Source organism: Spirillospora sp. NPDC048911, assembly GCF_043198015.1.
Lineage (GTDB): Bacteria > Actinomycetota > Actinomycetes > Streptosporangiales > Streptosporangiaceae > Spirillospora.
In genome coordinates this window covers 70,991-95,420 of the sequence record NZ_JBICUD010000004.1, presented here as the reverse complement: position 1 = coordinate 95,420, position 24,430 = coordinate 70,991, and the positions used below count along the sequence as shown (strand labels likewise).

Annotated in this window: 17 protein-coding genes; 3 read left to right on the top strand and 14 right to left on the bottom strand. The window is 71.5% G+C overall.

Annotated features, from left to right (window positions below; genetic code table 11):
- Nucleotides 1–7: 7 nt before the first annotated feature.
- Nucleotides 8–3,820: a tetratricopeptide repeat protein gene (locus tag ACGFNU_RS18575; protein WP_392595076.1), complete on the bottom strand. Its 3,813-nt coding sequence runs from the start codon at nt 3,818–3,820 to the stop codon at nt 8–10.
- On the bottom strand, nt 3,817–4,290 hold the full coding sequence (locus ACGFNU_RS18570; protein ID WP_392595074.1) for a hypothetical protein: 474 nt from the start codon (nt 4,288–4,290) through the stop codon (nt 3,817–3,819). The genes ACGFNU_RS18575 and ACGFNU_RS18570 overlap by 4 nt, the downstream gene beginning before the upstream one ends.
- A 168-nt stretch (nt 4,291–4,458) precedes the next feature.
- Here ACGFNU_RS18570 and ACGFNU_RS18565 point away from each other — a divergent pair, with 168 nt between their 5' ends.
- Nucleotides 4,459–5,109, top strand: a complete 651-nt coding sequence (locus ACGFNU_RS18565; protein ID WP_392595073.1) for an MBL fold metallo-hydrolase — start codon at nt 4,459–4,461, stop codon at nt 5,107–5,109.
- Between the two features lie 51 nt (nt 5,110–5,160).
- On the opposite strand, the gene ACGFNU_RS18560 is transcribed toward ACGFNU_RS18565, so the two are convergent.
- The 5 genes from ACGFNU_RS18560 to ACGFNU_RS18540 all read right to left on the bottom strand — a co-directional run bounded on the left by ACGFNU_RS18560 (nt 5,161) and on the right by ACGFNU_RS18540 (nt 12,383).
- Complete coding sequence (locus ACGFNU_RS18560) at nt 5,161–6,741, bottom strand: benzoate-CoA ligase family protein (RefSeq protein WP_392595071.1); 1,581 nt, start codon at nt 6,739–6,741, stop codon at nt 5,161–5,163.
- 15 nt (nt 6,742–6,756) lie between these two features.
- Nucleotides 6,757–8,175: a benzoyl-CoA 2,3-epoxidase subunit BoxB gene (gene boxB, locus ACGFNU_RS18555; protein ID WP_392595069.1), complete on the bottom strand. Its 1,419-nt coding sequence runs from the start codon at nt 8,173–8,175 to the stop codon at nt 6,757–6,759.
- Nucleotides 8,176–8,177: 2 nt separating this feature from the next.
- On the bottom strand, nt 8,178–9,848 hold the full coding sequence (gene boxC, locus ACGFNU_RS18550) for a 2,3-epoxybenzoyl-CoA dihydrolase (protein WP_392595067.1): 1,671 nt from the start codon (nt 9,846–9,848) through the stop codon (nt 8,178–8,180).
- 74 nt (nt 9,849–9,922) lie between these two features.
- Nucleotides 9,923–11,146 (bottom strand): ABC transporter permease, encoded by a 1,224-nt coding sequence (locus ACGFNU_RS18545; RefSeq protein WP_392595065.1) that lies wholly within the window; start codon nt 11,144–11,146, stop codon nt 9,923–9,925.
- A 202-nt stretch (nt 11,147–11,348) separates the two neighbouring features.
- Nucleotides 11,349–12,383 (bottom strand): LacI family DNA-binding transcriptional regulator, encoded by a 1,035-nt coding sequence (locus tag ACGFNU_RS18540; protein WP_392595063.1) that lies wholly within the window; start codon nt 12,381–12,383, stop codon nt 11,349–11,351.
- 36 nt (nt 12,384–12,419) lie between these two features.
- Between ACGFNU_RS18540 and ACGFNU_RS18535 the strand changes: the two genes are divergently transcribed.
- Nucleotides 12,420–13,604 carry an MFS transporter gene (locus tag ACGFNU_RS18535; RefSeq protein WP_392595062.1) on the top strand — a complete coding sequence of 395 codons (1,185 nt, stop codon included), beginning with the start codon at nt 12,420–12,422 and terminating at the stop codon, nt 13,602–13,604.
- Here the strand turns inward: ACGFNU_RS18535 and ACGFNU_RS18530 are convergent.
- Together ACGFNU_RS18530 and ACGFNU_RS18525 are read right to left on the bottom strand one after the other, a co-directional pair.
- Nucleotides 13,593–14,093, bottom strand: a complete 501-nt coding sequence (locus ACGFNU_RS18530; protein ID WP_392595060.1) for a nuclear transport factor 2 family protein — start codon at nt 14,091–14,093, stop codon at nt 13,593–13,595. The two genes, ACGFNU_RS18535 and ACGFNU_RS18530, sit on opposite strands and share 12 nt — an antisense overlap.
- A gap of 81 nt (nt 14,094–14,174) precedes the next feature.
- A complete protein-coding gene (locus tag ACGFNU_RS18525; RefSeq protein WP_392595058.1) occupies nt 14,175–16,892 on the bottom strand; it encodes an AAA family ATPase in 2,718 nt (905 codons plus the stop codon).
- A gap of 143 nt (nt 16,893–17,035) precedes the next feature.
- On the opposite strand from ACGFNU_RS18525, the gene ACGFNU_RS18520 reads away from it, so the two are divergent.
- Nucleotides 17,036–18,439, top strand: coding sequence for a wax ester/triacylglycerol synthase family O-acyltransferase (locus ACGFNU_RS18520; RefSeq protein WP_392595057.1), 1,404 nt, complete (start codon nt 17,036–17,038; stop codon nt 18,437–18,439).
- A 27-nt stretch (nt 18,440–18,466) separates the two neighbouring features.
- Here ACGFNU_RS18520 and ACGFNU_RS18515 read toward each other — a convergent pair whose 3' ends face one another.
- The 5 genes from ACGFNU_RS18515 to ACGFNU_RS18495 all read right to left on the bottom strand — a co-directional run bounded on the left by ACGFNU_RS18515 (nt 18,467) and on the right by ACGFNU_RS18495 (nt 24,409).
- On the bottom strand, nt 18,467–19,324 hold the full coding sequence (locus ACGFNU_RS18515) for a patatin-like phospholipase family protein (protein WP_392595055.1): 858 nt from the start codon (nt 19,322–19,324) through the stop codon (nt 18,467–18,469).
- A 137-nt stretch (nt 19,325–19,461) separates the two neighbouring features.
- Complete coding sequence (locus tag ACGFNU_RS18510) at nt 19,462–20,133, bottom strand: cutinase family protein (RefSeq protein ID WP_392595053.1); 672 nt, start codon at nt 20,131–20,133, stop codon at nt 19,462–19,464.
- Nucleotides 20,134–20,350: 217 nt separating this feature from the next.
- A complete protein-coding gene (locus ACGFNU_RS18505) occupies nt 20,351–21,700 on the bottom strand; it encodes an alpha/beta fold hydrolase (protein ID WP_392595052.1) in 1,350 nt (449 codons plus the stop codon).
- Between the two features lie 186 nt (nt 21,701–21,886).
- Nucleotides 21,887–23,095, bottom strand: coding sequence for a helix-turn-helix domain-containing protein (locus tag ACGFNU_RS18500; RefSeq protein WP_392595050.1), 1,209 nt, complete (start codon nt 23,093–23,095; stop codon nt 21,887–21,889).
- 48 nt (nt 23,096–23,143) lie between these two features.
- Nucleotides 23,144–24,409, bottom strand: a complete 1,266-nt coding sequence (locus tag ACGFNU_RS18495; RefSeq protein ID WP_392595048.1) for a PucR family transcriptional regulator — start codon at nt 24,407–24,409, stop codon at nt 23,144–23,146.
- Nucleotides 24,410–24,430: the final 21 nt, after the last annotated feature.

The window sequence follows — 24,430 nt, the reverse complement described above, 5'->3', positions numbered from 1 at the left end:
CTGAAGATCATTCTGCCTCGGGTTCCTCCTCCGCGTCGATGCCCTCGGAGTCCAGCCACATGTCGATGGCGCGCATCCGGCGGGCGCAGTCGGCGGCCGCCGCCTCGTCGCCGAGCGCCAGATGCGAGTCGCGCAGCTTCTCCAGCGCGATCCGCTGGCGGCTGTGGTCGCCGACCTCGCGGCGGATGACGATCTCGGCCGCGAAGTGCACGGCGGCCTCGGGATGGCGGCCCTGGCGCTGGCAGGCGCGCCCCATCGTGTGCATCGAGTACGCCTGCTCGCGGGTGTCGCCGAGCCTGGTCGCCAGGTCGAGCGCCTCCTTGCCGGTGGCGAGCGCCTCGTCGACGCGGTCCAGGTCGAGATAGATGGCCGCGAGGTGGACCAGCGCGGTTCCCTCGCTGTGCCGGTCACCGACTTCGCCGAGGACGCGCAGGGCCTCCAGTTCGGTCTGCAAGGCCTCGCCGAGGCGTCCGCTGCGGCGCAGCACGAGGGCGTAGGTGTCCAGGCCGGTGCCCAGCCCGTACCGGTCGCCGATGTCGCGGCGGATCTCCAGCGCCTGGGTGGCGGCGCGTTCGGCCTCCTGGTGCAGGCCCAGGCACAGGTAGGTGCGGGCGACGCTGCCGAGCGTCCCGGCCAGCCCGTCCTGGGCGCCCAGCCGGTGCCACAGGTCGAGCGCCTCCAGGCCGAGGACGAACGCCTCCTGGTAGCGGTTGAGCCGCCGCATCACCATCGACAGGTGTTCCAGGTCGTGGGCCTCGCCGTGCAGGTCACCGATCTCGCGGCGGATCTCCAGCGCGCGGGCGATCTGTTCGCGAGCCTCCCTGTATCGGCCGAGGCGCCAGTGCACGATGCCGACCTGCGCCAGGGCCTCGGCTTCGCCGTGCCTGTCTCCTATCTCGCGGTGCAGGCGGAGCGCCTGGCCGCAGTAGGTGAACGCCTCGGCGAAGCGAGCGGCATCGCACATCAGCCGGGCCAGAGTGGTGAGCGCACGCGCTTCGCCCTGGCGGGCGCCGAGGGCCCGATAGGTCTCCAGGGCCTTCTCCGCGTCCAGCTGTGCCAGGTCACGCAGACCCAGCGACGCGTAGACGCGCGCCAGCTCGGTGAGGGCCTGGGCCTCGCCGTGCCGGTCGGCGAGTTCCTGCCGGATGAAGAGGGCTTCGAGCGCATGCGACACCGCGGCGTCGATGGCCCCGCGCCGCCGGTGGACGCGGGCGATGGTGAGCAGCGTCTCCGCCACCCCTGCCGCCTCACCGATCCGGCGGCGAATCTCCAGGGCTTTTCCTGCGTTCTCCAGGCACGCCTCGTAGTCGGCCAGGAAGAGGAAGCTCCTGGCGAGGGTCTCGTGCCCCCTGGCGACTCCACTGCTGTCGTCCAGGGACTCATGGATGGCGAGCGACTGCCGAGCGCGTTCGATCGCCGTCATGTAGCGGCCAAGCGCGCAGTGCACGTCGGCGAGGGTGGCCAGTGCCAGCGCCTCCCCCAGCGGGTCGGGAGGATCGGCGGAACGGAACCCGCGCTTGGCGTCCTCGCCGTACCCGATGGCCTGGACAAGCCGGCCGAGGTCGAAATGCGCGACCGCGAGGTTGTGCAGCATGACCGCTGCGGCGGGCCAGTCCTCCTCTGTCCGAGCCGCTCTCAGCCCTGCCACATGAACGGTGATGTTGTCCTCGCTATAGCGCCGGAACTCCTGGAAGTCGAACAACGCGTCGGCCAGCTCCCAGCACGTGCGGTGCAGACCGTGCTGAGCCGCCAAGTGCACCGCGGCGACCAGGTTGCGCCGTTCGGCCTCGAACCAGGCCAGGCTCTCCGCACGGTCCACCGCGCCCGCCGCCGAAGCCGGCTCCTCGGCACCTTCGAGGACGGGACGTCCCCCTCGCCCCAGGGCCTGCCCCGCCTCACGCGCCTCGGCCAGATACCCGCCCAGCAACCGCCGCTGCGCCGCGAGCCGGTCATTGTCGGCGTCCTCGCTCAGGCCGCGTTCACGGGCGAAGTCACGCAACAGGTCGTGCATGCGGAACCGGCCCGGCGCCACGTCATGCACCAGATACGCCTGGCACAACCCATCGAGCAGCTCGTGCGCGTCGGCCACCGGCCGGTCCAGCAGCGCCGCCAGCGCGGTCGCGGTGAAGTCCGGGCCGGGCACGAGCCCGAGCCTGCGGAACGCCTCCCGCTGGTCACGGCGCAGCCCCCGGTAGGCCACGTCGAACGTCGGGCTCAGCACGCCGTGCAGCCCGCCGGGCACCGACGAGCCCTCCGCGCCCTGGTAGGGCGCCGGCGCCGGGCCGTCGCGGTCCGCCAGCTCGCGGACCGCGTCGGAGATCGACTCGCCGGGGTTCTCGGCCAGCCGGCCCGCCATGATGCCCAGCGCGAGCGGCAGGAAGCCGCACTCGCCCGCGAGCCGCACCGCCGCCCTCGCCTCGTCGCGGACGCGCCGGTCCCCCGGCCCGAGGACGGCGGCCATCAGATCGACCGCCTCCTGCGGCATCATCTCCCGCAGCTCCAGCGTGCGGACGTCCGCGCCGTCGAGCAGGTCCGGCAGCTGCCGCCGGCTGGTCACCATCGCCAGCCCGGGCCCCATGGCCCCCAGCAGCGGCCGGACCTGCTCGGCCCCCGCCGCGTTGTCCAGCACCAGCAGCACCCGCCGGTCGGCCAGCACCGACCGGCACTGCGCGATCAGTCCGTCCTCCGTGCGCGGCAGCTGGTCGCCGGACACCCCCATCCCCCGCAGCACCTGCCCCATCGCCTCGCCCGCGGTGACGGGCGTGCGCGTCGTCCCGCGCAGGTCCGCGAAGATGACGCCGTCCGGGAACCGGTCGGCGACGCGGTGCGCCCAGTGCAGCGCCAGCGTGGTCTTCCCGACCCCCGCCATCCCCTGGACGACCACCGCCCGCGGCATCTCGGACTGGGAGACCAGCAGATCCAGCTTGCCCAGCCCGATCTCGCGGCCGGTGAAGTACGGATTGTCGGGCGGCAGCCTCAGCACCGGCTCGTCCTCGACCGGCTGGAGCCGCACCGGCGAACGGGTGGCGATCCGGGCGCCGATCGTCTCCTCCCCGACCGGCGTGACCGGGACCCGGTCCGCGGCGCGCGGCGCGCTCGGGGCCGCGGGCCACTCGTCGCCCCACGGGCTGGCCGCCCGCCGCAGCGCCTCCGGGGCGAGAACGGTCAGCGGGCGGCTGCGGCTGTCGAGAATGCCCTTGGAACGCCAGACCCGGAACCAGCGCACCAGGGTCTCGCGGGAGATGCCCGCCCAGTTGGCCAGATCGGCCTGGCTCAGGCGCAGCGGAATCTGCACGCCGTACGTCGTCGCCACGCCGAACCGATGCGCCAGCTCCAGCAAGTGGTACGCCAGACGTTGCGGATGCTCGGCCGCCCGTACGGCATGGCGGCGCCCGCCATAGGCGTCGCCCTCCGCGATGGTGTGCATCATCGCCTCGGCGACCTGGGGATTGGCCGCGAGCAGGCTGGCGAACTGCCGCCGGTCGATGCGCAGCACCGCGACCTGGTCCAGCGCCGCGACCGTGCCCCGCTGCGGATGGCCCCACGGCGCCAGCGCCCCCACGAGGTCGCCCGGCCCGAACAGATCGATGATCGACTCATCGCCCTCGCTGGAGTCGACGAACTCCTTGGCCACCGCGTTCGACACGGTCCGCGCGTTCGCCTTGAAGACGACGAACACGCCCGGCGCCACCACCCCCTGGTGGCAGACCATCCCGCCCTTGGGAATCTCCGAACGCCGCCCCATCGCCCGCAGCGCCTGCCGGTCGGTGACCGCGAGCCGATCCCAGAAACTGCCCGCCCGTACCTCGTCGTCGATCACAGCGTCACCATCGCCATCGTCCAGATGACGAACGCCAGCGCGGTCACCATCCCCCACACCACCGCGCGCCACGACAGCTCCGAGCAGCGGTGCGCCGCCGCCAGCAGCCGCCGCAGCTCCCCGTCCCGCACCCGCGCGTCGAGCGCGGCGTCCAGCGCGAACGGCCTCCACGGCACGCCCGGGTCGAGCGGCGACCCCGTGTTGCCGCGGGCGGTGCTCAGTGCCGCCACCAGCGTCATCCGCGACCGCACCAGGAATCCCGCCGACCCCGCGTACGCGATCGCCAGGGCCGCCAGCGGCACCAGCTGGACGATCCCGGGCCGCACCACGGCGAGCTGCGCGATGACGCCCACCCCCACCACGACGAGCAGCACCGCCGCGATGAGCCCATCCTGCCCGCACAGCCGTACCAGCGTGCAGGCCTGCCGCAACAGATCCGCCGGGGCGTCGTCCGGGGAAGTCCTCGTCACCACCGCGTCACCGTCCTCTCGACCTGACCTTCCACGAACGATCGTCCGTCAAGAATCGGCAAGGAACCACCCGGTACGGCACGCTTGGGCTGAGTCTGGTGACTCAAATACCGTCCCGCCCCGCATGGGGCAGGATGGAGCCGCGAGGGAGCACCGAGGAGGACGCACATGAGCTACACCGGTTACGTCGAGGTCGGTGGGAGGCCCGACGTCCGGGAGCTGCCCGGCCTCTCGATCACCAAGATCGCGGTCGGCCCGTACGACAACAACGCCTACCTGCTCCGCTGCACCGCCACCGGCGATCAGCTGCTCATCGACGCGGCCAACGAGTCCTCCCGCCTGCTCGAACTGATCGGCGACGGCCCCCTCAGCCGCGTCGTGACCACCCACCGCCACCAGGACCACTGGATGGCGCTGACCGACGTGGTCCAGGCGACCGGCGCCCCCGTGGTGGCCCACCCCTTCGACGCCGAACCCCTCCCGGAGCCCGTGACCGAACCCGTGGACAACGGCGACACCCTCACCGTCGGCGAGGCGACGCTAGAAGTCATCCATCTCCGCGGCCACACCCCCGGCTCGATAGCGCTCCTCTACGAAGCCGACCGCCCCCACCTCTTCACAGGCGACAGCCTCTTCCCCGGCGGCGTGGGCAACACCTGGGGCGACCCGACGCGCTTCAAGCAACTGCTGGCAGACGTGACAGAGCGAGTCTTCGACCGCCTCCCGGACAACACCTGGTTCTACCCGGGCCACGGCAAAGACTCGACCCTGGGCAGAGAACGCCCCAGCCTCCCCGAATGGCACCAACGCGGCTGGTAGTGGCTCGACGTGGACGAGTCAACGCCCGTCCCAGGAGTGCCTAGCGGGCGGTCATGACGGGACGGCCTCCTGGTCCGGGTCGGTCAGGACACCGGCGGCGTGGGCGCGCAGTTCCACCCTGCGGACCTTTCCGGTGGCGGTCGTGGGCAGCGCGACCACGAATACCACCCGGCGCGGCCGTTTCACCGACGGCAGCCCGGTGCGGCAGAACTCGACGAGCTCGGCCTCGGTGACGGTGCTGGCCGCAGACGTGCCGGTCACGACGTAGGCGACGGGCTTCTCCAGCCCGTCGGCGTCGGTGGCGCCCACCACCGCGGCCTGCTCGACCGCCGGGTGGGCCAGCAGGCGGGATTCGACCTCGGCTGGAGAGACCCAGATGCCGCTGGCCTTGAGCATGTCCCCGGTACGGCCCAGGCAGGTGTAGTAGCCCTCGGCGTCCTGCACATAGGTATCGCCGGTGCGCAGCCACTCGCCTTGGAAGACCTGTCTGGACGCGGCGTAGCGCGACCAGTAGCCGGTCGCGGTGGACTCGCCCCGCACGTACAGCGTGCCGGGGGTTCCCGGGACGACCTCGCGTCTCTCCTCGTCCAGTATGCGCAGCTCGTAGCCGGGGACAGGCGTTCCGGTGGTGCCGGGGCGCACCCGTCCTTCCTGGTTGGACAGGAAGATGTGCAGCATCTCGGTCATCCCGATGCCGTCCAGGATGTCGACGCCGAAGTGCCCGGTCCATCGGTGGTAGAGCGCGGCGGGCAGCGGCTCTCCGGCCGAGGCCGCCAGCCTCACCTCGCCGAGCGCGTCAGGGGCCAGGCCGGCCCGCAGCATGTTGGCGAAGAACGTCGGCCCGGCGAAGAACAGCGTCGCTCCGTGGCTCCGCGCCCGTTCGGCCAGCGTGTCCGGACGGGACGGCGCGGGCTCCAGAATCGCGGCGGCGCCGGCCGCCAGCGGGAACAGCACCGAATTGCCCAGGCCGTAGGCGAAGAACGCCTTGGCCGCCGACATGCAACGGTCATTCTGCTTGATTCCCAGGACCTTCTCGCCGTAGGTCTCGCACACCACGCGGATCGAGCCGTGCCGGTGCATCGCCGCCTTGGGCGTGCCGGTCGTTCCCGAGGTGTAGAGCCAGAAAGCCGGGAAGTCGGCGGTGGTCGGATGCGGCTCCCCGGCCAGGTCGGAATTTGCCAGGTCGGCCAGAGCGTGCGTCCGCAGGGTGCCGAAGACGCCGGCGCCTTCACCGGCCAGCACGCCGGTCAGTTCCGGCGCCGTGCCGACGGCCTCGTCCGCTATGGCGGAGAACTCCTTGGTCACCGCCAGCATCGTCGCCCGCGAGTCGCGGAGCAGCTCGCCCAGGCCGTCGGCGTGCAGCATCGTGGACACCGGTACCGGAACGGCGCCGATCCGCAGCGCCGCCAGGAACACCGTGACGAAGTCCGGCGAGTCGCTCATGAACATCATCAGCCGCTGCTCGGGCAGCAACCCTGTGCGTCGCAGCCCTGCCGCCGTGCGGCGGACACGGTCGTACAGCTGCGCGTAGGTGAGGTCGCCATCCGGGCCGGTGAGGGCGAGGCGGTCGCCGCCGCCCTCCGCGATGTGGCGGTCGAGCAGGTAGACGCATGCGTTGAAGCGTTCGCTCATGGTCGCCGTCCGGCTTCAGGCGAGGTGGACGTAGTCGTAGTCGAACGGCTTTCCGTTGATGCCCTGGCGGGGCGGGGCGATCCAGGCGGCGATCTTGCCCGGCTCGTGGACCGGCCGCATCAGCGAGCGGACGTGCGCCTTGTCGACGTCGGTGGGCAGCCAGGCCCCCTTGCGCCGCTCCCACTCCTCGGCGGTGAGGGTCTCGCCGTCCGGGGTGGTCTCGATCCCGGCGAACGCGCCGACCCGCCGGTTGAACGCGACGTTCGGCAACCTCAGCCGCTGCGGGAGGCCCGCTTGCTCCAGGATGCGGTTCCACCGGTTCACACCGCTCTGGCAGTCGGCGATGTACTCCCGCCGCAGGTCGGAGTTGAGCCCGACGAGCGCGGCGACCTCGGTCTGCCCGGCCCTGCCGTCGACGACCGCGTCCACCATGATCGAGTCGTCGGTGAGCCGGTGGTCGTCCTTGCGGCGCTCCTCGGCCCAGCGTCCCTTGAGCCCGGCGGTGAAGTAGTTGGCCACGTTGGTGGACGTCTCGGAGCCGAAGAGGTCGAGCGACACCGAGTAGTGGAAGTTGATGTACTTCTGGATGACCTCCAGGGGGATGCCGCCGCGCGCCACGACGTCCTCGGTGTCGTGTTCGAGCATCAGCTCCACCGTCCGCCGCACCACCCGGTCGATGCCGGTGGTACCGACGAACATGTGGTGCGCCTCTTCCTTGAGCATGAACTCGCAGGTCCGCGACAGCGGATCGAACGCCGACTCCTTCAGCGTGCCGAGCTGGTACTTGCCGTCGCGGTCGGTGAAGTAGGTGAACATGAAGAACGACAGCCAGTCGGGCGTCTCCTCGTTGAAGGCGCCGAGGATGCGCGGCGACTCCTCGCTGCCGGAGTTGCGGTGCAGGAGTTCTTCGGCCTCCTCGCGGCCCTCGCGTCCGAAGTAGGCGTGCAGCAGGTACACCATCGCCCACAGGTGACGGCCCTCTTCGACGTTCACCTGGAAGAGGTTGCGCAGGTCGTACAGGCTGGGCGCGGTGGCGCCGAGGTTGCGCTGCTGCTCGACCGAGGCGGGCTCGGTGTCCCCCTGGATGACGATGAGGCGCTGCAGGTCGGCTCGGTACTCGCCGGGGACCTGCTGCCACACCGGCTCGCCCTTGTGCTGGCCGAAGGCGATCCGCCGGTCGTCGTTGCGTTCGGCCAGGAAGATGCCCCAGCGGTAGTCGCGCATCGCCACGTGCCCGAAATGCGCCCAGCCTTCGCGGCCCACGTTGACCGCAGTGCGCAGGTAGACGTCCTCGGTGGGGAGGGAGGGGCCCATCGTCTCCCACCACGACAGGAAGTTGGGCTGCCAGGACTCCAGCGCGCGTTGCAGCCTGCGGTCCTGGTGCAGGTCGACGTTGTTGGGGATCTTCTCGCTGTAGTCGGCGGTGATCGTCATGCTCAGACTCGCTTCGTGTCGAAGCCGGGACGCTGCCCGGTGCCGTACCTGCGCAACGCGCCCTCGGGACCGGCGGCGTTCGGACGGTTGAAGATCCAGTTCTGCCAGGCGGTCAGCCGCCCGAAAATCTTGGTCTCCAGGGTCTCGGGGCCGGCGAAGCGGTAGTTGGCCTCCAGCCCGGTGAGGGCGTCGGGGCTGAAGCTCGTCCGCTCCTCGATCGCGATGCGCACCTCCTCCTCCCAGTCCAGGTCGTCGGGCGCGAACGTGACCAGCCCGAGCCGGTCGGCGTCGGCCGCCTCCAGCGGCTTGCCGGCGGCGTCGCGGACGGCGGTGAGCGCCTGGTCGTCGCCGAGGAACCGGGTCTGGAGACGGGTGAGGCCGTTGCCCATCGGGAGGGGGCCGAGGTTCATGGCGTCGACGGTGATGGCGGCGGGCTCGGCGTCCGGCTCGACGTCCTCGAAGACACCGGCGAGCTGGAACGAGCGGTCGGCGGCGAGGGCCAGCTCCAGCAGCGACCCGGCGAAGCAGCTCCCCGGCTCGATCAGGGCGATCAGGCTGCGGCTGGTGACGTCCAGGCGTTTCAGCGTGCGCTTGAGGTAGAGGACGATCTCGTTGGCCAGCCAGTCGTCGCGGTTGTCGAGCAGCAGGGCGTCGTGGGCCAGCACCCGCGCGGCCTCGCCCCGGGTCCGGAAGGCCCAAGTGCCCAGCTCGGGCTCGTTGGTGCGCAGATCGAGGATGAGATCGTCGATCTCGCGGGTCATGGCGAGGGTCCAGAACTCCGCGCCGCGCGAGTGAAGAGCCGCGGTGTCGGCGGGCGCGTCCTCCGCTGGCGCGGCGACGGTGATCTCCACGATTCCGCGAGCGTGGTCGAGCGCCGCGTCGACGTACCGGTAGCCGACGCGGTCATCGGTGCGGGTCTTGTCCAGCGGGGTCAGCTCGATGCCCCGGGCGTCCGCGGGCCTGGACGAGCGCTCGGCGAACGCGGCGGCCCGCTCGGCCACGGCCTTCTCCCAGGTGGTCCTGGGCACGGCCTCGTCCACCAGCTTCCAGGCGACTGCCTTCTTGCCGCCCACGCCCTCGGCCTTGGTCGAGAAGTAGTCGGCGATGTCCCGGCGCACGTGCCGCTTGTCCGAGATCCGGGTCAGACCGCCTGTTCCGGGCAGGACGCCCAGGAGCGGCAGCTCCGGCAGCGACACGGCCGAGGAACGGTCGTCCACCAGCATGATGTGGTCGCATGCCAGCGCCAGCTCGTACCCGCCGCCGGACGCGGTACCGTTCAGCGCCGCCACGTACGTCTGCCCGGAGTTGGCCGTCGCGTCCTCGATGCCGTTGCGGGTCTCGTTGGTGAACTTGCAGAAGTTCACCTTCCACTCGTGGGCCGAGGCCGCCAGCATCCGGATGTTGGCGCCCGCGCAGAAGATCTTCTCCTTCGCGCTGGTCAGCACCACCGTCCGCACCTCGGGATGCTCGAACCGCAGCCGCTGGACGGCGTCGTAGAGCTCGATGTCCACACCGAGGTCGTAGGAGTTCAGCTTCAGCTCGTAGCCGGGGACCAGGCCCCCCTGTTCGTCCACGTCCATCGTCAGCGTGGCGACCGGACCGTCGAGGGCCACCCGCCAGTGGCGGTACCGAGCCGGCCCGGTCCGGAACTCGACGCGCTCCGAGCTGGTCATCAGAGAGCCCTCCCTGGGAACGGATGGCTCAATAGTCCACAGAGAAGTCGCATTGCGTCAAGTATCAGTAGAATTTAGCCGCGCGCCCGGGTCGACGGCCTGACCTGCCATGCCTGCCGGGGCGCCGGGACCGTCACCGGGATGCGGACGGCCGGCCGCTCGCGCCGCCAGGCCAGGGCGAGCAGCACGATCAGCGAGACGATCAGGTTCTGCAGGCCGGTGGGCACCGAGAGCAGGCCCAGGCCATTGCTCAGCACGGTGATCATGGCGGCGCCGAGCAGCGCGCCCTGGAGCCGGCCGCCGCCGCTGAACAGCCCGGTCATCCCGAGCAGCGCCGCGGCGACCGGCGCGATGATGAGGAACATGCCGCCGGAGTCGGAGGTGGCCGCCGCCGAACGGGACGCCATGAAAACACCACCGATCGCCGCCATGGACGAGCAGATGACGAAGACCGCGATCCGCAGCCGCCCCAGATCCACGCCTTCGTCGACGGCCCGTTCCGGATCGTCGGCGGCCAGCGTCAGCCGCCGCCCGAACGTCGTCCGGCGCAGCACGAACGACAACGCGACCACCAGCGCCGCGATGATGGGCACCACGATCGGCGTTCCGCGCAGGGAGACCACGTCCGGGTTCGGGCCGCGCTCCCGGTTGAGCGCCAGCACGAGCACCGCCGAGACGACCCCCGACGTCGCGACCCGCGTCAGGGCCAGCGCGGGCGGCTCGGCATAACTTCGATGGTGAACGCCACGCCGCTTGCGCTGGACCTCCAGCATCGCGTAGGCCCCCAGGCCCAACGCCCACACCAGCCAGGACATGTTCGGGCCGAGACTCCGGGTGGCGATGGCGACGACCGTCTCATCGGTGATGGCGACCGTCCTGCCGTCCAGAAGCAGCAGCGCGAGCCCGTTGAGCCCGAGCACCGCGACCAGCGTCACCGCGATCGACGGCAGCCCCGTCCTCGTCACCAGGACGCCGAGCGTGAACCCGACCAGCATGCCCGCAAACAGCACCACCGGCAGCGCGACCACCACCGGCGCATGCTGCAGAAGCACCGCCAGGAGCGCCCCGCACACCGCGCCCGTCGCCGCCACCGACAAATCGATCTCGCCGAGCATCAGGACGAAGACCAGCCCCATCGAGACCACCGCGACCACCGACCCCTGCGTGAACAGGTTGGCCAGATTGCTCGGCGACCGGAACCCGGGGCTCACCACCGCGAGCACCGACCCGCACACCAGCAGACCCGCGAACGCCGGCCAGACTCCAAGATTTCCGCGATACGGGTTCCGCGCGCGCATGATCGCCTCCTCGCGAGGCCCTCGTCCCCACATGTTGCTGCCAACAACATATTCAGTGGCGTAGATCACATCACGGCTTTGACCTGTTATGTCCCCCTGACTTTTCGTCAGCCACCCCGTGAACGCCCACGTACCGCCCACGAACCCAAGGAGAGCATCCCCGCCGAGGGAGGTCGTTCGGCGGTTGGCGGCGGCGATCCGTCTATAGGCGGGTGCTGGATCTGCGGACCAGGGACCATGACGCTGTCTGGGACGTTGGTTCTCCCAGGGCTGCGTGCGCGCATGCCGCGCCCTGTTCGCGGAGCGATTGCGCGACCGTGGTGAGGTCTAGGCGTGCGGCCACTGCCGCGTCGTCCCAGCCGGTCACCGCCAGGTCGTCAGGGATGGCGCGACCGGCGGACCTCGCTGCGTGGACGACTCCGGCCGCCTGCTGGTCGCTCATCGCGGCGATCGCGTCGGGCGGGCCGGTGGAGGTCAGGAGGGCCGACGCGACTCGTTCCGCCTCGGCGGCGTCGTTGCGGGCACAGACCGCTATGAGCACGTCGTGCCATGCGATGCCGGCCTCGTGGGCTGCTTGCCGGTAGCCCTCCAGCCGTTCACGCGTGACCGGGAACAGGACGTCCTCGATGTCGGCACCGCTGATCGTCGTGCTGACGCGGGCTCGGGACAGCGGGAAGCTCACGATCGCCGGACGTGCGGCGTTCGCGAACGCCAGGGCGCCCACGGCGTGCGCCGCCGCGCGGTTGTCGATGGTCACCAGTGCCAGATCGCGTACTGATGGACCGCCGTGGATCACCGCGGGGCGCTTCGTCGCCCGGACGGCCGCCAGGACCGGATCGTCGTCGGACGTGGTCCACACGATGAACCCGTCGACGGCGGCGCTAGTGATCCGCGGGACGTCATCGGCGGCGCCCGTGATCGGCAGGATGGTCATGCCGTAGCCGCGTTCGGCGCAGACATCGGCGATGCCCGCCAGGAACGACACCGCCTCGGGGTCTTCGAACGCGTAGCTCAGATGCTCGCCCATCACGACGCCGAGCGTGCGGGTGCTGCCGCGGCGGAGAGAGCGGGCGCTCGGGTCGGGTCCGGCGTAGCCCAGGTGCGCCGCCGCGGCGAGCACCTTCGACTTGGCCTGGTCGGACACGCGGTCAGGCCGGTTGTACGTGTACGAGGCGGTCATGACCGACACGCCGGCCAGCTCGGCCACCTGCGCCAGCGTCACCCGCTTCGAGCCCATGACGACCAGCCTAGCGGGTTGTGTATCGTTACACATATGATTCGGTCACCGGCGTTCGTGGCCTTCGCCGCCTTCGGCGCGTTCTGGGGGGTGTGGGGCGCGTCCGTGCCGCGCGTCCAGCAGCAGGCGGGCATCGGTGACGGCTCGCTCGGCTTCGCGCTGCTGTTCGTGGGCGCGGGTGCCCTTCCCGCGATGTTGCTGGCGGGCAGGGCGCTCGATCGCTGGGGACCGGCGGTCGCTGCCGTGGTCATCGGCGCCCTCGGTGTCGCCGGTGCCGGCCTGGCGCTGACCGCCGTGAACCTCGCGAGCCTGTGCGCCGGGCTGGCCGTCGTCGGCGCCGCCAGCGGAGCGGCCGACGTCGCCATGAACGCGGTCGCCGGACGGGCCGAGAAGATCACCGGCCGGCCCGTCATCACCCGCGCCCACGGCGTCTTCTCCAGCCTGGTGGTCCTGGCCAGTCTCGCGACCGGGCTGTCGGCTGACGCGTCGCTGCCGCTCGCGGTCCCGTTCACGGTCGTCGCCGGTCTCTCCCTGGCGGCCGGCGCCTTTCTGCTCATGACGCTGTCCGGCGAAGTCACCGTCCCGGCGCGCGCCACGACGGCCGCGCCGTCCGGCCCGGGGATCGTCCCGTTCGTGCTCGTGGGGGTGCTGGGCGCGCTCGCGTTCGCCAGCGAGAACGCGCACCAGAGCTGGAGCGCGGTCTTCGCTCACGACGAGCTTCACTCGGGCGCGGGACCGAGCGCCGTCGCTCCCGCCGTGTTCGCGGGCGTGGTCGCGATCGCGCGGTTCTCCGTCGGCGGGCTCAAGGCCGCCCACGCCCGCGTCGTCCTCCTCACCGGCGCGGTGGGCGCCGCGGCCGGGGCGGTCCTCATCGCCGCCGCGCCCACGCTGCTCGTCGCCGCGCTGGGTCTCGCGGTGGCCGCCGCCGGGACCGCGGTGCTGTTCCCGACCCTCCTCACCATCGTCTCGCGGGACGTCGACGAGTCCCGCCGGGGCCGCGCGACGTCGGTCGTCACGACGGTGTCCTATCTCGGCTTCCTCCTCGGCCCGGTCTACGTCGGGGTGTGGGCCGACGCGGTGGGACTGCGCGGCGCCATGATCGCGGTCGCGGCCCTCGCGGTCGTCCTGTTCACCCTCACGCCAGCGCTGCTGCGCCTCAGCGGCTTCGGCCGCACGGAGCACCGCGGCGACGCGGACCTCGTCGCGCGATCATCGCTTTAGCTCCGTCACCTGCCAGGCCAGGCAGGTCCATCGGCCGCCCTCGGCGGTGAGGACGTGGAGGTTGCGGAACCGTGCGGGCGACTCGGTCCGCTTCGCCGGATCGTGGACGGCGACGATGCTCCGCACCACGCCGAGGTTCGACGACCGCCATGCGCCTTCGACGTCGATTTCGCGATGGAGCAGCGGGTTCTGGGGGGCCGCGATCTCCGACAGGAGCTGCTCCCTGCCCTGCTCGACCCCGCGGGCGCGGGTGATGCCCGCGCAGTCCGCCGACAGGAGCCCGCTCGCCGCCTCCCGGTCACAGTCGTTCTCGGCCTGGACGAGCCCGCGCACGGATTCGACGAGGGCATGGGCGCCCGGCGGCCGGGGCTCCAGCAGGCGGAGGAGCTCCAGCCAGCCGTTGAAGGCCGCGGGTTTCCTCTCGTCGTCCCGGATGAGCCGTCCTTGGATGCCGTCCGAGGTGTGATGCAGCTCCAGTACGAAACGCATGGCGTCTCCACGTCGTCGATGTGGCCCCATGGTCCTCGGGAATCAGCCCCGTGCGCCCCGGGGAGCGACCAGGGGAATTCCCTACGGCCCACCGGCGGCGAAGCGGGCGGCGAGTTCGGCTCGGTTGGTGACACCGAGCTTGGCGTAGACGTGACCGAGGTGGTACTCGATCGTCTTGACGCTGAGCATCAGTTCCCTGGCCGTCCGCTGGTTGCTCTTTCCGGTGGCCACCAGCCTCGCCACCGCCTGTTCCCGCGCGGTGAGGTTCCACGGGCGGCTTGTCATACCGGCCGCGCCGCCGCACGCGGCGAGCTCACGGCCGCACCGTTCGAGATAGGGCGAGGCGCGCAGCGTGGCGAACGTCCGCTGCGCCGTCTCCAGACGTTCGGCCGCCGCGTTCCGCGATCCGTGGCGCCGCAGGAAGCACCCGTAGTCCAGGTCGAGCCACGCCTTGTCGAAGGGAACCGGGGACCGCTGCGCCTCGCGTACGCCTCGTTCGAAGGCCTCGGCGGCGCCAGAGAAGTCCTGCCGCGCGGCGAGCAGGTTGCCCTTGGCCCGCCACACGCGCACCAGCGACATATGGCGGCCACGGTCGAGGGCCCTGCGCTCGAACGGCTCCAGGATCTGCTCGGCCTTTCCGATCTCTCCGGCGGAGAGCAGCGCGTCGCTGAGCAGATCGCGCCAGTCCAGCGAACCCGGTTCGTCGATACCGTTTCGGGCCCCGAGGTCGAGGATGGGAAGCAGAACGCGGAGCACACGGTCCGAATCGCCCCGCGAGGCGCTCAGCCAGCCCTCGGCGACGGCGACGTAGAACCGGGACGCCAAGATCTCTCCGGCGGCCCGGTGGCCTTCGGCGACGTGGTGCTCGGCGGTCGCCCACTCGCCACGTTTCGCCGGGACCAGGGCGGCCAGCCCGCGAGCACCACCGGCCATCCAGACCTGATCGCCCTCCTCGGCGAGGATCGTGGAGATCTCACCATGGATCACCGCGTCGTCCCACTCGCCCCGCAGATGCAGGGCGTGCCCCAGGTGAGCGTGCACGACCACGCGCTGGAAGGCCGACAGCCGGTCGGCTCCCCGGAGCAGACCGGCCAGATCACCGATCGCTCCGTCGAGGTCACCGGCCCAGGAGCGGACGGTGCCCCGGCCTACGAGGAGATCCCGGCCCTCCGGGGTGGCGGTCTGGGCGGACGGCAGATGCGCGGTCGTCTCCAGGGCCTTCTCCGGAAAACCCAAGGCGGCGAGCGCCAGGACCTGCACGCTGCGGACGATCCTGGTATCGAGGCCCGCACTGGTAGCGCTCAGTGCCCGCTCGGCCCACTTGGTGGCCTCGGCGGCATCCGACGACATCATGGTGAGGATGGCCAGTTGCTCCGCCGTGCGGACGGCCAGTCCCGGATCGGTCGTGGTGTCGGTACGGTCCCAGGCCTCCGTCAGGAGCCTCGTCGCCTGCAGCGATCGGCCGGCGACCTGGGCGAGCACGCCCTGCGCGAAGCAGCGCACCTCCGGCGGGCACTCGGGCGGCAACGTCCGCGTCAATTCGGCCGCCTCCTCCACCCGCCCCGCGTGGACGAGCGGGCCGACCGCCTCGCCGATGAGCCCGGCCCTCCGCGCGGGCTCGTCCACCAGACGGGCCGCCTGCACGAAGTGCGTCCCCGCGCTCGACCATTGACCGGTGCGCTGTTCCTTCCTGGCGAAGGCGGCCAGGTCGTCCGCGAGCTCCGGGCTCGGGCCCGCGGCGGCCCGGACGCGATGGTGCAGGCGTTCGAGCTCGCTGGTGACCTGGCCGGTGGCGCGCGCGTGGAACCGGTGCCGGGCCACGACGCCGAGCCCCTGGTAGATCGCGACCTGGACCAGCGGGTGCGGGAACGCGGCGCACAGGCCGAGTTCGGTGGTCCTCTCCTCCAGCAGGCCCGCGCCGGCCGCCTCCTCGAACGCGGCCAGGGGCTCGGTGCCGGCGAGCGCGCCGATCCGGCCGACGGGGCAGGGCGTGGCGAGGACGCTGGCCGCTCCGACGAAGTCGCGGGTGTGCGTCCCGCAGGCGGCGAAGCGGGCCAGGATCAGCGCGGCGAAGCCGTGCGGCGCGGGCAGCGGCCGGGTCAGATCGTTCAGCGCCCCGACCGGCAGCCGCTCCATGAGCTCGCGGGCGTGCAGGACGTTCCCGCCGGTGAACGCGCACAGCCGCTCGGCCGCCGCGCCGCTGAGCGCCGGTCCGCCGAACGCGCGCAGGTCGGCGGCGGACAGGCCGCCGAGGCTCAGGCGCACCGTCCGGTCGTCCTGCAGCAGCCTGCGCAGCCCGTTCGGGAGCGCGGCTTCGGCACGGTCGCGGGCGATCACGATCGAGAGCACCTGGTCGGCGCGCAGCCGCCGCAGTGCGAAGGTCACCGCGCTCAGCGAGAGCATGTCCGCCCATTGGACGTCGTCCAGGACGAGCACGACGGGGCCGTCATCCTGGAGACGCCCCAGATGTTCCAGCAGCCCGGCGCCTGCCGCGATCGCGTCCCGCTCGGCAGGGCAGGCCTCCCCGGTGAGCTGCGACAAGACCCCGTAGGGGAGCTCGGTCTCGTTCTCGTCGCCGCTGGCCTCCAGCACGGCCAGACCCTGCTGCGCGGCCAGGAAATGCCGCACCAGAGTGGTCTTCCCGATCCCGGCCGCACCGTGGACATGGACGATGCACGGCACGCCGGATCCGGCCGTTCGAAGGGCCTCGGCCAGCCGGCCGAGTTCTACGGCGCGCCCCACGAAACCTGTCGCCATCTCCTCATCGTCGGCCGGGAGCAGCATGGCGGCTAGGGCCACGTCCAGAAGTTGCCGATGAGCCGCTCCGATGTATTTCCCGGCGGCCGAGGCGTCTCCCAACCGTCCATATCCGGCCGTGTCTGGTTTGTCTGCATTGTGGGCGGGGAGTCCGTAGGCCCGGCCTTGCGAAGGGACGAGGGTCCATGGAACGCATGAGCGCGCTGGACGCAGGCTTCTTCCATGTCGAGTCGGAGAACGTGCCGATGCACGTGGGCTCGGTGGCCGTGTTCGAGGGGCCGGCGCCGACCTACGGTGACCTGATCCGGCTGCTGCTCTCCAAGCTCCCCCAGGTGCCGCGCTACCGGCAGCGGGTGCGGACACTCCCCCTGAGCTTCGGGCGTCCGGTCTGGGCCGACGACGAGCACTTCCAGATCCTCTACCACGTGCGGCACACGGCCGTTCCCGGGCCGGGCGGGCCCGAGGAACTGCGCAACCTCGCGGGCCGGGTCTTCGGCCAGCGGCTGGACCGTGCGAAGCCGCTCTGGGAGGTCTGGCTGGTCGAGGGCCTGGAGAAGGGCCGATGGGCCATCATCTCCAAGGTCCATCACTGCATGGTGGACGGCGTCGCCGGGACCGATCTGATGACGCTGATCTTCGACGTCGCCGCCGACGCCGAGCATCCGCCCCCGCGGGAGTGGTCGCCGCGGCCCGCGCCGTCCGCCCTGTCGCTGGTGGCCGACGGGCTGCGCGCCGCCGTCACCGAACCGGCCCGGCAGGTCGCGGGAGTGCCGGCGGTGGCCCGCAACATCAGCGGCTTCACCGGGCTGCGGGACTTCGGCCGCGGCCTGCCCGGGACGCTGCGCCGGCTCACCGACACCCCGGTGCGCTCGCTGAACGGCCCGGTCGGGCCGCACCGCCGATGGGCGTGGACGGAGGCCGAACTGGCCCAGGTGAAGCGGATCCGCCGCGCCGTGGGCGGCAGCGTCAACGACGTCGTGCTGGCCGCGGTGACCCACGGCTTCCGCGACCTGCTCACCGGACGCGGCGAGCAGGTCGACGGGCGCGTGGTGCGTTCGCTCGTGCCGGTATCGGTCCGGGCCCCGGCGGAACGCGGCACGCTCAACAACAAGGTGGCCGGCGTCCTGGTGAACCTGCCGGTCGACGAGCCGGCTCCGTTGCGCCGTCTGGCGCTGGTGCGCGGGCAGATGGACGAGATCAAACGCACCCGGCAGGCCCTGGCCGCCGAGGCGCTCACCGGGCTGGCGGGGTTCGCCGCGCCGACGCTGCTGGCGCTCGGGTCGCGGTCGGCGTTCCGGCTGCCGCAGTCGCTGGTCCAGGCGGTGACCACGAACGTTCCGGGCCCCCGGTTCCCGCTGTACGTGCTCGGCCGCCCGATGTGCCAGGCCTATCCGTTCGTGCCGATCGGCAACAACCTGCGCGTCTCGGTGGGGATCTTCTCCTACCTCGGCCATCTCCACTTCGGCGTCAACGCCGACTACGACACCGTGCCGGACGTCGAGGTGCTCACCGAGGGCATCCGGCGGGGGTTCGACGAGCTCTTGGCCGCGGCCGAGACGGCGGCCGAGGCGCGAGCGGCCGAAGTCTGATCCCGAAGCCCGATCAGAGATCTGCAGTCACGGCTTCGCCGCACGCAGGCGCCGCAGGGTGTGCGCGTGGGCGTGCTTCTCGATCTCCGCGGAACGAGAGTTCCGGAGCATCGCCCAGCCCATCGCCCCCAACGTGGGCCGGTCGGGCTCGATGATCACGACCCGTCCGGCGGAGCCCCGCAACGTCCACAGCTCGTTCCGCAGGAATCGGTGGAACCGCCACCGCACCGGCAGGTCGAGGCGCGGTCCGGTGGTGCGCGGGTCCGCCGACATGGGCGAGCTGACCACCACCAGATCCAGGGGGTGACCGGCGAGCAGGTCGGCGTTGGTCGGCGAGTGCAGGCCGCCGTCCACGTACGCCGTCCCGTCGATGCGCACCGGGCTGACGTACCCGGGCACGGCGCAGGAGGCCGCGACCGCCGCGGCGACGTCGGCCCGGGGTGCGCCGGGGCGGCCGAAGGCGACCCGCCGCCCGTCGGAACGGCGGACCGCGACCACCCACAGCGCCGCGTCCGGCCAGGACGAGCCGTACACGGCGCGGTAGTGGCCGACCATCTCGGCGAGATCCAGGTCGCCCAGGCGAACATCGGGCCGGAGCAGCAGCGCGTTGACGGCCTGCCGCGGGCGCCGGGCGAGGTCCAGCAGTTCGGCGCGGGGCGAGAGGGGCACTCGTCCGGGCGGTGCCGTCACCGGGCCGGCGGCGTCTTTCCGCAAACCGGCCCCGACGGCCGCGCCCGCCGAGGTTCCGACCACGACCTCGGCGTTCGCGGGACGCAGCCCGAGGTCGTCCAGGGCGCGCAGGACGCCGCGGTGGAACGCGACCCCCGCCTCGCCGCCGGCCCCCAGCACGAGACCGAGCCGCTGGGACGAGCCGTTACCGTCCACGGGTGCTCCTTCGAGGTCCGGACGACCTCCATGCCCCTTTCACGGCCCTTTGAACCATGCGGCAGGGCGCCTCGGGCTCCCGTCGCCGGGAAACCGAGACGCCCTGCCGATGACGCCTGCCGGTTACGGCTTGCCGGTCACACCTTGCCGGCGGCGAAGGTGGCGGCCTGGTTGGCGTTACCGCCGTAGCTCAGGTGCGCGAGGATGTTGGCGCCCCCGCCGCAGATGGGGTCGCCGTCCGCGCAGAGGTCGAGCGTGCGGCTCTGGTAGGTGCCGGTGACGCGCCGTCCGATGGCCCGGATCGGGTTGCCGAACAGCAGGAGCGCGGCGACGCGGGGCTGGATCGAGGCGGGGATCGTCTTGGTGATCGGACCGCCGACGAGGGCGCCGTCGCTGCTGATCCCGATGGAGTTGTCCACCACGTTGGCGCCCTGGGAGTAGCCGACGAGGATGAACTTCTGGTTCGGGCAGGACGCGGCCTGGGCCGTGACGTGGTTGACGAGGTCGGTGTTGCCCTGCGAGGCGGAGCCGGGGATCACGCTGGCCGGGTAGTTGACCGGGTAGCTGGTGAAGGTCTTGCCCCGGATCGTGCTCTTGAGCGCGGAGAAGACGGGGTCGCCGACGATCCAGCCGAGGGTCCCGGGCTCTCCGGTGCCGCGGGCGCTGACCACGTCGAGGTCGGTGCACGGGGCGGCCGCCGAGGCGGGAGCGGCCGAGACGACGATGCCGCCGCCGGCGGCGACGCACGTCACGATGGCGAGCTTGGCGGTGAGTCGCCGTCCGGTGACGACGCGGGGGGAGAAACGCATGGGGGCCTTTCCAGGGGCGGGTTCTCGCGGCGGACATATCCGGCCGCGATTGGGTGCTGTGATGGTCGGCCCTTTGAAAAGCCCCGAAAACGCGGTTATCGCTAAACTTCCGCGGCCCGCCTACTCAGCCAGGTGATGGATTGTGGCGGCGTTTCGTGGCAGCGGAACGGCCGCCACCCGACCGAGGTGGCGGCGTTCCTTATGGAAGCCGGACGGCCTATGTGAAGTCGTCGAAGAACACGGTGACGGTATGGGCGTCCGACGGCCAGTTCGGCACGACGATCCGGGCGGTCTGGCCGTTGCCGCCCCGCTGCCGCGTCTCCATCGTCACCGCGCCGATCGGCAGGTTCGAGGCGGGCAGGAAGATGTCGACGCCGCTCATGAACGGGATCGCCGGGAACAGCCCGATCGACGCCGAGGTGTCGGTGACACGATCGGACTTCCAGTCGTAGGCGAAGAGCCCGATCGCACGCTTGCCGCGGGGAGCGGTGGTCGCGTTGAGCACTCCCGTGCCGTTCATGGTGAGGGTGTCGCTGCCGGCGCCCTGGTCGCCCCACCATTCCTTGTTGCGGTAGGCGAGCAGGGCGACGTGCCGCTGGTTGCGCTCGATGAGCCAGTCCACCAGGCTCCCCGGCTCGCTGCTGAGCAGCCGGATGCCCAGGTCGGTGCGGCGGAACGGCTGGTAGTACAGGTGGTGCACCTGCGTGGAACCGGGCCTGGTGATGAGGAACTCGTAGTGGGCCGTGCCGCTGCCGTTGAACGGGCCGAACGAGCCGTCCCCGGAGAGCTGGTACGTCGCGACGGGCTGCAGGCCGGTGCGGCGCCCGGTGGCCGGGTTCAGCGCGAACACGTCGAGCCGCGCGTTGGTGACGCCCACGTTGTAGGGGAACAGGACCGCCCGGCCCGCCAGCTTGATCTGCCCGGACTCGGGGACGACGTCGGTGGTCCGCGGGTCCTCGCCGGTGAAGAACTTGTAGACGGCCTTGAACGTGGCGACGGAGGACGTCGTCTCCACGTGCGACTCGTTGATCTGGTAGACGTTGGTCGCGCCGGTGATCGTGCGGCTCTGGCCGCCCTCTCCCCAGATCGCCATGGTGGGGACGCCGCCGGGCAGGGCGGTCGCGGCGCCGCCGTCGATGTTGACGTAGTGCGCGACGTTCTGCGCCCGTGCCGCCGAGCTGTTCAAGTAGTCCTGGGAGATCTTCGTGCCGAGCGAGTGCCCCAGCAGGTCGACCTGGTCGGCGCCGGTGGCCGCCTTCAGCCGGGCGATGCGCTCGTCGAGGGCGGTGTTGACCTGCTCGGTCGTGTTGTTGGCGAACGTCGAGTCGTACTCCAGGAACTCGACGTGGCTCGCCGGGTAGCCGTTGCTCGCGAACCGTTTGGCCTGGGTCTCGAACTGGCTGCCGGAGCCGAAGAACCCGTGCACGAAAATCATCGGGCGCTGAGCGGCCTTGGCATGCCGAGCGGCCTTGGCAGGTGGCGCACCGGGCGCGGCCGCGGCGGACGCCGCCGGGATCATCCCGAACAGCAGGACCACGGCGGCCAGCAACCCCAACAGTCGTTTCATGAGGTGCGTTCCTCCGATCAGGGAGCGGACAGGACCACCCGTCGCAAGGTACGAAGCAGGGGCGGCGCCACCTATGGCCCTCCGCACAAAGTCGCGCCGCTTCTCTTTGCGGGAACCACATAGCGTCCGCGGCCGGAAGGAAAACGCCAACCCGACTTCTGGGCCCCGGCTTCTACGTCCTGGCTTCTATGTCGTCGGCGGCAATTCGAGATCGCGCGCGGGCCCGGCCGGGATGAGGCCGAATTCCACTCCTGCATACAGGACGAGGAGGAGTTCCGTCCGGTGTTCCGGATCGTGGATCGCGTCGCCCATCAGCTCCTTGAGCCGACGGATCCGGTACCGGACGGTCTGGTCGTGCACCGTCAGCCGTTCGGCCGTGTCGACGGCGTTGTCCCGGCACTTCATGTACTCCAGCAGCGTGCGCGCGAACACGACCCGCTGGCGTGGCGGCAGGTCGCCCAGCGCGCCGAGCCGCGCCTCCACCGCGATCGTCAGCAGCTCCTCGCTGAGGGAGACGACGTGCGCGGCGACGTGGTCCATGCAGCGCGTGACGTCGCGCTCGGCGATCACTTCACGGTCGACGAGCGCCAGCGTCCGCCGCGCCCACCGGAACGAGACCGCGCCCCGGTCCGGCGGCACGGCGGGCCCGATCGCCGCCCGCACTCCCTCGCCCAGCGCGTCCAGGACCTCCTCGGCGGCCGGCGCGGGCACCACCAGGAAGGGCTCGGGGCCGTACCATTCGGCCAGGACCGTGGCCGGGAGCGCGGGCGCCGCCCGTTCGGCCGGGCTCCGCACGGCGACCACCGCGATGGCGGGCGGCACCGGCCACCCCGCGGCGGCGGCCAGGTCGGCGAGCGCCTCGCGGCTCGCCGGCGGATCCGAGACCAGCAGCTCGCACAACCGGCCGCGGACACGTTCGCGTTCGGTCGCGATGCGCTCGTTCGCCTCGGCGAACCCCTGGGAGACGGCGCCGGCGAGCTTCTCCAGCAGCACGAACAGCGACTCGATCAGCTGCCCCAACGTCAGGAGCGGCCAGTCGAGCCGCTTGGCGGCCTCGATGAAACGGCGGCACGCCACCTGACCGCCCACGCGCATGGCCGTGTGCAGCTGCTCCATGTCCCGGCCCTGCTGCGCCTCGTACTTTCCGGTCGCCGCATAGATGCCGGTGAGCCGCTGCCAGTCCGTCTCTGCCGGGGCCAGCGAATCGAAGAAACAACGCGCGGTCTCTCTGACCAGCCAGTGCAGTCTCCGGCCATAAGGGCTGTCCGCCGGACGTGCGTACTCGGGCACCACACGCTGGATCTCACGGACGATTTCCGCGGTGCAGGCGCCCGGGTCGGCCCGCAGTTGTTCGGCGACCTCGTGCACGGTCATGGCCGATGACCCGTCGGTCATTACGGAAAGAACCTCTCAGCCATTCTTCCTCCGTCGGGAACGGGCCGCCTATCCCGCGGCCACGTCGGTGAAGGGGTCGTCGTCCTGCCGTGTCCCGGTGGTGAGACCGGTGACCTCGGGCGGGCTGATCCGCACCCACGAATGGAGCAGGAGCATCAGTTCCGTTCGATGGGCGGAGTCGAACGGCAGATCGCCGAGGATCTCCTCCAGCCGCCGGATCCGGTAGCGGACGGTCTGCTCGTGCACCAGCAGCTTCTCGGCCGCCGCCACGGCGTTGTCCCTGTTCTCCATGTAGACCAGCAGGGTCCGCGCGAGCGGCTCCCGGCGCTGGGGCGGCAGTTCGAGCAGCGGCGCCAGCCGGGTGCGCACCGCCACGTCGATCAGCTCCTCGCACATCGCGCCGGCCAGCGTGGGGATGTGGTCGACGCAGCGGATCGGCTCCTTGGCGGGGAACACCCCGCGTTCGACCAGCGCGAGCGTGTGCCGCGCCCACCGCAGCGACATGCCGGCCCGAGTGACGGCCACCGTCGGGCCGATCGCCGCCATCTGGTCGCGCGCGAGCGAGGCGAGCAGGCGTTCCTGGCCGGGCCCCTCGGGATCGGGCACGATCAGGTACGGGTCGGCGCCGTGCCAGTCCGCCAGGATCTGCGGCGACAGCACCGGCACCGGCCGCGAGTCCGTCCGGCGGATCGCCACGATCGCCAGGGAGCGCGGCACCTCCCAGCCGGTCCCGCGGGCCAGCTCGTTGATCGCCTCCATGCTCGCGTGCGGCTCCATGATCAGCAGGTCCCGCAGCCGGTGCCGGGTCCGCTCCCGCTCGGTGGCCATGGCCTGCTCGGCGCGGGCGTAGCCGTGGCCCGCGGCGCTGGCGATCTTCTCCAGGAACACGAACAGCGACTCGGTGATCTGCCCGAGCGTCTCCAGCGGCCAGTCCAGCCGCCGCGCGTCCTTGATGAACCGGCGGCAGGCGACCTGCCCGCCGACGCGGATCGACGTCTGCAGGCCCTCCAGGCTGCGGCCCTTGCGCGCCTCGTAGGTGCCGATGCCCGCGAAGATGTCGGCCACGGACTCCCATGGCGGGTCGGCCCGGCCGATGGCCTCGATGAACGCGCCCACGCTCTGCTCGGCCGCCCAGCGCATCCGCTGGCCGTACCGGCTCTCCCTGGGGCGCGCGTACTCGGGCACCTGCCGCTGGATCTCATGGATGATCTCCGCCGCGGCGGTCTCCAGGTAAGGCCGCAAGGGAACGGCCAGATCGGGCGACACCCGCGACAGCGGAACGCTCTCGGCGGTCCTGACAACGCGCGGAACCACACAGTCCTCCCAGAAGCTCGT

What these genes read in the sequence shown, in the direction of transcription:
- boxC (WP_392595067.1), bottom strand. Translation starts at nt 9,848, where the DNA reads ATGACCAGCTCGGAGCGCGTCGAGTTCCGGACCGGGCCGGCTCGGTAC.
- ACGFNU_RS18500 (WP_392595050.1), bottom strand. Translation starts at nt 23,095, where the DNA reads ATGACCGACGGGTCATCGGCCATGACCGTGCACGAGGTCGCCGAACAA.
- ACGFNU_RS18560 (WP_392595071.1), bottom strand. Translation starts at nt 6,741, where the DNA reads ATGAGCGAACGCTTCAACGCATGCGTCTACCTGCTCGACCGCCACATC.
- ACGFNU_RS18505 (WP_392595052.1), bottom strand. Translation starts at nt 21,700, where the DNA reads ATGAAACGACTGTTGGGGTTGCTGGCCGCCGTGGTCCTGCTGTTCGGG.
- ACGFNU_RS18535 (WP_392595062.1), top strand. Translation starts at nt 12,420, where the DNA reads ATGATTCGGTCACCGGCGTTCGTGGCCTTCGCCGCCTTCGGCGCGTTC.
- ACGFNU_RS18540 (WP_392595063.1), bottom strand. Translation starts at nt 12,383, where the DNA reads ATGGGCTCGAAGCGGGTGACGCTGGCGCAGGTGGCCGAGCTGGCCGGC.
- ACGFNU_RS18565 (WP_392595073.1), top strand. Translation starts at nt 4,459, where the DNA reads ATGAGCTACACCGGTTACGTCGAGGTCGGTGGGAGGCCCGACGTCCGG.
- boxB (WP_392595069.1), bottom strand. Translation starts at nt 8,175, where the DNA reads ATGACGATCACCGCCGACTACAGCGAGAAGATCCCCAACAACGTCGAC.
- ACGFNU_RS18510 (WP_392595053.1), bottom strand. Translation starts at nt 20,133, where the DNA reads ATGCGTTTCTCCCCCCGCGTCGTCACCGGACGGCGACTCACCGCCAAG.
- ACGFNU_RS18545 (WP_392595065.1), bottom strand. Translation starts at nt 11,146, where the DNA reads ATGCGCGCGCGGAACCCGTATCGCGGAAATCTTGGAGTCTGGCCGGCG.
- ACGFNU_RS18530 (WP_392595060.1), bottom strand. Translation starts at nt 14,093, where the DNA reads ATGCGTTTCGTACTGGAGCTGCATCACACCTCGGACGGCATCCAAGGA.
- ACGFNU_RS18520 (WP_392595057.1), top strand. Translation starts at nt 17,036, where the DNA reads ATGGAACGCATGAGCGCGCTGGACGCAGGCTTCTTCCATGTCGAGTCG.